The sequence below is a fragment of the Streptomyces sudanensis genome (assembly GCF_023614315.1).
Classification (GTDB): domain Bacteria; phylum Actinomycetota; class Actinomycetes; order Streptomycetales; family Streptomycetaceae; genus Streptomyces; species Streptomyces sudanensis.
The window spans coordinates 2,005,538-2,007,709 of record NZ_CP095474.1; the positions used below are offsets into that span (position 1 = coordinate 2,005,538).

General features: G+C 78.8%; 2 pseudogenes. Both read left to right on the top strand.

Annotated features, from left to right (window positions below):
* Nucleotides 1-34: 34 nt before the first annotated feature.
* Nucleotides 35-457: pseudogene (locus MW084_RS09250) on the top strand (protein phosphatase); the annotation flags it as partial.
* 1 nt (nucleotide 458) lies between these two features.
* Nucleotides 459-1,080 (top strand): annotated as a pseudogene (locus tag MW084_RS09255) (PP2C family protein-serine/threonine phosphatase); the annotation flags it as partial.
* Between the last annotated feature and the right edge of the window lie 1,092 nt (nucleotides 1,081-2,172).

Below are 2,172 nucleotides of genomic sequence, written 5' to 3' on the forward strand. Positions count from 1 at the left end.
CCGCCGGTGCCGCCCGCGCNTNCGNANGCNCNNNCGGCTCCGGCACCACCCGCCGGGACGGACCACGCCTCCGGGCGGCCCGCGCCGGACGGCGCCCCGCACGAGGGCTCCGGCCCCGCGGCGCCCGACCCCCGGGCCTTCGGCGACGGGGTCCGCTGCGTGGCCTGCCGGACCGGGCGGGTCGCGGCGGACGGGTACTGCGCGGACTGCGGCCACCAGCAGCCGCGGGAACGGGACCACGTGGAGCGGGAGGTGGGGCACGCCGTCGCCGCCGTCAGCGACCGGGGACTGCGGCACCACCGCAACGAGGACGCGTTCGCCGTCTCGACCGCCCCCCTCCCGGACGGTTCGGAGGCCGTCGTCGCGATCGTCTGCGACGGGGTGTCCTCGGCGTCCCGCCCCGACGACGCCTCGGCCGCCGCGGCCCGCGCCGCCGACGCCTCCCTCCGGGCCGCCCNCCCCCTCGGCACCGACCCCCGCCAGGCGGTGCACGACGCCGTCGTCGCCGCGTTCGGCGCGGTCAACGCCCTCGCCGACGAACCCGCCGGCGACGGCTCCGGCGCCCCCGAGCACGACGCGCACCACCGCAACGCCCCCGCCTGCACCCTCGTGGGAGCCGTCGTCGCGGGCGGGCTCCTCGTCGTCGGCTGGGTCGGCGACAGCCGCGTCTACTGGGTGCCCGACGACCGCGCCGTTCCGGCGGCCCGGCTCACCGAGGACGACTCCTGGGCCGCCCAGATGGTCGCGGCGGGCCTGATGAGCGAGGCCGAGGCGTACGCGGACGAACGCGCCCACGCCATCACCGGCTGGCTCGGTGCCGACGCCTACGAACTGGAGCCGCACACCGCCGTGTTCAGGCCGGACCACCCCGGCGTGGTCGTCGTCTGCACGGACGGCCTGTGGAACTACGCGGAGACCGCCGACGACATGGCCCGCGTCCTCCCGGCCGACGCCGCCGCACGCCCCCTGCACGGCGCCCGCGTCCTGGTCGGGCACGCCCTCGACGGCGGCGGCCACGACAACGTGACGGTGGCGGTGGTGCCGTTCGCCGCACCGGCGCCCGGGGCCGCACCGGCCTGACCCCTGACCTCGGACGGCACCGGCGGCCCGGTCCGAGCGGCACCGGCGGCCTGGCCCGGCGGCACCGGCGCAGCCTGGCCCGGGGCGCGGCCCGTCCCCACCCGCCGCGTGCGCTCCCGAAGGTCCGGGGGCCGGCGGCGGGACGGGGACCTTTCCGGGGCCNCCCCAGCTCCGGGGCGGGGGCCCCCGGGGCCGGGGGCTCGGAGGTCCGGGGCTCCGGGTTCCGGTTCCGGGGCGGTTCCGGATGGGCGCATCGGGGTGCGTACCGCCGCGGGAGGGGTCCGGGCGCGCGGTGCCCTCGGTGACCGCCTCGGAGAACAGGTGCACCGTAAAACCGCTTTCGAAGGTGGTCGGCGTCGCCGGCGCGGCGGCGGGTACTGTGCGACTGGAGCCGGGACCGCCGACGCGGACCGCGAGAACCGGACACACACGAGCAATCCGTGACGACGGCCGCGACGACGGCCGACGTGGAGAGGGGGAAGCGCCGAGATGCCGACCTGCCCGAACGGACACCAGTCGGACGACGCCGACTGGTGCGAGGTCTGCGGCCGCCGCATGACCGGGGTGGGCGCGCCTGCGGGTGCCGTACCGCCGCCTNNTNCNCCGCCGCCCCCGGCTCCCGGACATGGTCACCCCGGACCCGCGGGCGGTGATCCGAACGCCACCCAGCAGGCGGAGCTGTGCCCGCGGTGCCGCACGCCCCGGGAGGGGAGGGCGCCGTTCTGCGGGGAGTGCCGTTGGGAGTTCCACGCCGGCGCGCCCTCGCCGTACGCGCCGGTCTCCTCGCCCCCGTCGGCCTCCCCGCCGGGCGGGCTGAACCTGCCGCCCGGCTTCACGTCGGCGCCGCGCCCGCCGGACCCTTACGGGGCGAACCGCCCGGCCGACCCCCCGCCGTTCGAATCCGGTCCGCGGGAGCCCGGTTTCCCGCCGCCTCCCGGCGGGGACTCCTCCCCCTTCGGAGGTGCGCAGCCGCACCGGCCGGAAGGCCCGGCCCAGGTACCCGGCGGCCCGGCGTTCGGCCACGACGGAGCACCGGCCCACCACCCGAANCCCGGGCCGGGCNCCCCCCTGTCTCTTATACACATCTCCGAA